5 protein-coding genes are annotated in these 5,533 nt (G+C 68.6%); 1 reads left to right on the top strand and 4 read right to left on the bottom strand.

The window, feature by feature from the left end; genetic code table 11:
• Both I0Q12_RS33605 and I0Q12_RS22815 read right to left on the bottom strand, forming a co-directional pair.
• Positions 1-552, bottom strand: a 552-nt coding sequence (locus I0Q12_RS33605) for an exodeoxyribonuclease III (RefSeq protein ID WP_307846442.1), incomplete at its 3' end; no start/stop codon positions are given.
• 5 nt (positions 553-557) lie between these two features.
• A complete protein-coding gene (locus I0Q12_RS22815) occupies positions 558-1,787 on the bottom strand; it encodes an MFS transporter (RefSeq protein WP_374068767.1) in 1,230 nt (409 codons plus the stop codon).
• 211 nt (positions 1,788-1,998) lie between these two features.
• On the opposite strand from I0Q12_RS22815, the gene I0Q12_RS22820 reads away from it, so the two are divergent.
• Complete coding sequence (locus I0Q12_RS22820) at positions 1,999-2,502, top strand: MarR family winged helix-turn-helix transcriptional regulator (RefSeq protein ID WP_197255002.1); 504 nt, start codon at positions 1,999-2,001, stop codon at positions 2,500-2,502.
• 89 nt (positions 2,503-2,591) lie between these two features.
• On the opposite strand, the gene I0Q12_RS22825 is transcribed toward I0Q12_RS22820, so the two are convergent.
• Both I0Q12_RS22825 and I0Q12_RS22830 read right to left on the bottom strand, forming a co-directional pair.
• Positions 2,592-3,869: an acyl-CoA dehydrogenase family protein gene (locus I0Q12_RS22825; protein WP_197255004.1), complete on the bottom strand. Its 1,278-nt coding sequence runs from the start codon at positions 3,867-3,869 to the stop codon at positions 2,592-2,594.
• A gap of 85 nt (positions 3,870-3,954) precedes the next feature.
• The coding region (locus I0Q12_RS22830) for a class I adenylate-forming enzyme family protein (RefSeq protein WP_197255005.1) at positions 3,955-5,533 on the bottom strand (1,579 nt) is incomplete at its 5' end.

Consider the following 5,533-nt stretch of genomic DNA (forward strand, 5'->3'; position numbering starts at 1 on the left):
TTCGCGTTCGTGCGGCAGGAACCCGGACTTGCGGATGTTGCCCTTCCAGTTCTTGATGTCCCGTTCCGTGTGCGCGATGTTCCAGTCGCCGCACACGAGCATGTGCCGGTCCGCCTCGATGACCTCGGCGGCGCGGTCCCCCAGGTAGGCGGCGAGCGACTTCATGAAGCGCTCCTTCTCGTCCTGCTTCGGGGTTTCCGCTTCGCCGGTCGGCAGGTAGAGGCTCCCGACCGTCAGGTCGCCGAAGTCGGCCTCGAGGTAGCGGCCGGTGTCGGCGAAGCTCTCGTCGCCGAAGCCGACGCGGACGGCGTCCGCGGGAACCCGGGACATGATCGCGACACCGGCCCGGCCCTTCGCGGAGGATTCGGCGCCGACGACCTGCCATCCGGCGGCGAGGGCGGGCGCGATCGCCGCGTGGAACTGCTTCTCGGTCGCGCGGACCTCCTGCAGGCACACGATGTCCGCGGCCGACCCCTCGAGCCATTCGAGCAGGCCCTTGGTGGCCGCGGCGCGCACGCCGTTGACGTTGACGGTGGTGATGATGCGAGGCACGCCGGTCACCGTATCCGACGCAGTCGACGGATCCGGTCCGGTGGGAGGGTGTCGAGGCGGACGGAGAATGTGAGGACCGCGACCCCTGCGAGCGCGAGTACGGCTCCGACCGCGGCGGGCGCCGTATAGCCGAACCCGGCGGCGATGACGAGGCCACCCAGCCACGCGCCCAGCGCATTCGCGGCATTGAGCGCGGCGTGGTTCAGGGACGCGGCGAGGGATTGGGCGTCGGCGGCGACGTCCATGAGGCGGGTCTGCAGCCCCGGGATCAGTGAGGCGTTGGTCGCGCCGATGAGGAACAGCAGCACGAACGCCGCGACCGGATGGTGAGCGCCGGCGACGAACAGGCCGAGCAGCGCGGCGTAGACGAGCATGCCGCCGATCAGGCCGGGAATCAGCGCACGGTCGGCGATGCGACCGCCGGCGAGACTGCCCGCAACCATGCCCGCGCCGTACACGGCCAGCCCGATCGGGACCGTCGAGCGGGCGACGCCGGTGACGTCGGTGAGGGTGGTCGCCAGGTAGGTGTAGACGGCGAAGCACCCGGCGAAACCGACGGTCGCGACGATCAACGTCAGCCACACCTGCCGTCGCCGCAGCGCACCGAGTTCGGTGATCGGGTTGGTGGCGGGCATCGAGACCTTCGGTATCCAGGCGGTGATGGCCGCGACGGTCGCGGCGCCGATGACGACCACGAGGCCGAACGCCGTCCGCCAGCCGAGGGCCTGCCCGAGCCACGACGCAGCGGGCACACCGACGACGTTGGCGACGGACAGGCCCAGCATCACCTGGGCGACGGCCCGGGCGCGGCGCCGGGGACCGGCGAGATGCGCGGCGACCAGCGCGGCCACCCCGAAGTAGGCCCCGTGCGGCAGGCCGGCGAGGAAACGGGCCGCGACGAGGAGCCCGTAGCCCGAGGCCACGACCGAGGCGGCGTTGCCGAGCGTGAAGACCGCCATCAGGGCGGCGAGCAGCGTCTTACGGGGCACTCGGGCGGCGAGCACCGCGAACAGCGGTGCGCCGACGACGACGCCGAGCGCATACGCGGAGATGGTGTGGCCGGCGGTGGGCTCGGTGATACCGAGGTCGGCGGCGATCTCGGGGAGCAGTCCCATCGCGACGTATTCGGTGGTGCCGATTCCGAAGCCACCCAGCGCCAGCGCGAACACCGCGAGGGCGCGGCTGCGGACGGTTCCGGACCCGGTGGGTGGGTGCGCGATGTCGGTGAGAGTCACGGGTGTCCATTGTCCCGTGCGCGGCGGCGAGGTCACCGGTGCGGCCCCGTGACTTCACTCACCCGGCACTCACCCCGGAACTTCGGGTGGGCAAACAGCTGCAGCCTCTTGGCAATCGCCGAAATGCCCTTAAACTGTTGACGAAACAAGAACTGATTCCTGTCCGGTTCACCGAGATCGTCGGTTCGAGCCGAAACCGAAAGGGCAACGCATGGCCGACGCGCTCGATGAATTCTTTGTCGAGGACGTCGATCGCAGCGACGGCTCCGGCTCGAAGTCGCTCAATCTCGACAACAATCCGACGGTCCTTCTGGTGTGGGCCGCCAACAGTTTCAACCGGAGCGCCTCCCGGCACTACCAGAACAAATTCGGCATCAGCGCGATGGAATGGCGAATGCTGGTGATGCTGTGCAAGGAACCGGATGTCCCGGTGACCGCGGCCAGCCCCGCGGTCGGCTACGACAAGGGTGCCGTGAGCCGCGCGTTGAGCAAGCTCGAGAAGCTCGGCCTGGCCGAGGCGATAGCGAACGGCACGAATCCGCGGAGCCGCCTGTGGCATCTCACGCCGGAGGGATACGAGCTCCACGACCGCATGCTCGAGGATGTGCTCGCTCGCCAGAAGCAGGTGCTGTCGGGCTTCACACCGCGGGAGATCAAGAAGTTCAACGAAATGCTGCGGCGCTTCCGCGAGAACCTGGACGGGCTGAGCGAATAGACGGACCGCCGAAACGCAGATCGGCCCGGGCACCGTATCGGTACCCGGGCCGAGCAGTGTCAGCGGACGACTCGGTTACACCGGAAGACTCAGCTGCGTCGAATCGCGTTCGGCACAACGCCGTCCGGCTTCGAGACGAACGAACCCGTGGTGTCCAGCAGCGGACCCATCCAGTCCATCGCCCGCGCCTGGAAGTTGTTGATGGCGTGGGTCTGCGTGGCCATCAGGTCGGTGAGGTACCGCCCGAACGGCCGGGTGTTGTAGATACCGGTGCCACCCGCGACGCGGTACAGCTCGGTGCCGTACCGGGCGGCGCGCGCGGGGATGTACGCCGACTGGAACCGGAACTCCTCGAGCCGCTCGGGCGAAACCGCGGCACCGCCGGTCGCTTCGGCGATCACCGCACCGTAGTTCGCGTACAGCCGTCCCTTCGCCTCCGAGATGAACGAGTACGCCTCGGCGAGTGCGAGGGCAGCGGCGGGGTCGACACCCTTGCGTCCCTTGCTCCGGATGAAGTCGGCCAGGGCGTCGGCCATGCCCTTCAGTGCGCCGAGCGCGGTGGGAGCCTGGGTGGCGCGGGAGAAGACCTGGAAGAACGGGAGCTTGAACAGCAGCCCGTCGTTGAGCGCGAGCCCCGGTGCCGTTCCGTCGTGCACCTCGTTCCAGGTCAGGCTGCGGTGGTCGGGGACGAAGGCGTTCTCGACCACGATGTCGTTGCTACCCGTAGCGCGCAGGCCCGAGACGTCCCAGTTGTGGACGATCTCGTAGTCCGTGCGCGGGAGCAGCAGCACGTGGCTGCCGAGCGGTCCGGGACCGGGGGTCGGCTCACCTTCGACGTTCGCACCGAGCAGCGCCCATTCGCAGTAGTCGCTGCCCGACGAGAACGACCACCGGCCGGACAGGAGGTAACCGCCGTCCACTCGCTTCGCGGTCTGCGGTGCGTACGGCGAACTGACCAGCGTGGTGTGGTCCGTCGACCAGACGTCCGCCTGGGCACGCTCGTCGAAGAAACCGAGGTGGAAATGGTGGATGCCGATCACGCCCAGGACCCAGCCGACGGACGGATCACCCTCCGCGAGAATCGAAGTCACCTCGAACGATTCGATCGGTGACAGTTCGTATCCGCCGTGGGAACGCGGCTGCAGCATCTGGAAGAACCCTGCCCGCTGCATGTCCTCGATGGTCTCGGGCAGGATGCGGTCCTGCTGCGCCTGGCGTGCCGCGCGCTCCTTCAGCGTGGGAACGAGGTCGCGGGCGCGTTGCACCAACGGCGAGGACGTGAAGTCGCCGACCAGGAATTCGTGGATCCGGCCGATCGGGTCGTCCCAGACGGAGGATGTGGTGCGGGGTGCGAGGGTCTCGGTCATTGCTCGGTCCTTTCTGTGGCCACCGTCGATCACGCCGACCGGTCCGATGGGTGGCTGCGCGTCGTCACCGACGACGGTGTGGGCTTTACTGTTCGGCGGTTACGAGGTCGACTTCGCAGGCGCGGTCGCGGAGCGTTGCGTCCGCTCGCAACCGGTGTTTCGCGACCTTTCCGGTGGGTGTGAGAGGCATGTCGTCGGTGAACACGACGTAGCGCGGTCGTTTGATCCGGGCCAGTCGTGTGCTGCAGAAGTCGGCGACTTCCTGTTCTGTCAGTTGCGAATCCGTTCGCCTGGTCACCACGAGCAGGATGTCGTCGTCGCCCATTTCGGAGGGCACGCCGACCGCCGCGGCGAGCACGATCTCCGGATGTTCGGCAACGACCCGGTCGAGTTCGGCGCCGGAGATGTTCTCCCCGCGCCGGCGGATGATGTCCTTCTTGCGGGCGACGAAGTAGAACCATCCGTCCTCGTCGCGGCGGACGAGGTCGCCGGTCTTGAACCAGTCGCCGTCGAAGGAATCGGCGGTCTGCTCGGGTTCGCGGAAGTAGCCGAGCATCACGATGGGCGTGTTCACCCACAGTTCGCCGACCGTTCCGTCGGGGACGTCGGTGCCGTTGTCGTCGACGATCCGGCATTGTGCCCACGGCCGCGCGGGATCGGGATGCCGGCACAACCGGCCCATGCTGCCCTTCGGAGTCTCGCCGTCGTAGGGGGTGCTGAGGATGCCGGGGATCTCCGTCATGCCGTAGCCGCCCACCAGGTGCGGCACACCGAACCGGTCACGGAAGGCCTGCATGCTCGCCTGCCGGATCCCGTAGATCTTGCGCAGACCGTGCTCGGGCACATACTCGCTCTCGGGACGGTTGAGCAGGATCGCGCTGATCGCCTCGATCATGTTGACCTGCGTCGCGCGCAGGCGCGTCACCGTCGTCCAGAAGTTCGACGCCGAGAACTTCGGCTCCACCAGCAGCGTCGCGCCCGCGGCGAGCGCACCCGCCACCGAGTAGAGCAGTCCGTTGACGTGGAAGAGCGGAAGGATCGCCAGGACCCGGTCGTGCGGCTGCAACTGCACCCGCTCGACGAAGCTCTCCCCCGCGGCGATCACGCTCTGCTGGGAGTGCAGGACGCCCTTGGGGAAACCGGTGGTGCCGGAGGTGTAGATCATCGCGCACGGCGCCTTCGGGTCGCCGCCGAGCGCCATCGGCTCGGCGGTGAGCAGGTGCTCGCCGAGCCGTTCGATCCAGACGTCCTCGTCGACCTCGGCGCGCGCCGCCTCGGCGGTCGCTGCGGCGACCTCGTCGCACAGAACGGCCCGGGCACCGGACTGGCGCAGGACGTAGGCCGCCTCCTCCACCTTGAAATCCGGGTTGACGGGGACGAACACGGCACCGAGCCCCGCGGTGGCGAGCAACGCGAGCACGTGCCAGTCGCTGTTGCGGCCCATGACCAGCACCCGGTCGCCGGCCACGACACCACGCCCGTGCAGGTAGGCGGCGAGGCGGCCGGCCGCGTCGAGGGCCTGCGCCCAGGACAGGGACCGTTCACCGCACACGAGCATCTCGCGCCCGGAATCGGTCTCGGCGCGGCTGCGGACGAGATCGGCCAGGGTGCCGTCGTGCTCGCGGTAGAGTGCCAGCACCTCGGCCGAGGAGTACCGATCGGTC

Source organism: Rhodococcus sp. CX (assembly GCF_015865005.1).
In the GTDB taxonomy this organism is placed as follows: domain Bacteria; phylum Actinomycetota; class Actinomycetes; order Mycobacteriales; family Mycobacteriaceae; genus Rhodococcus.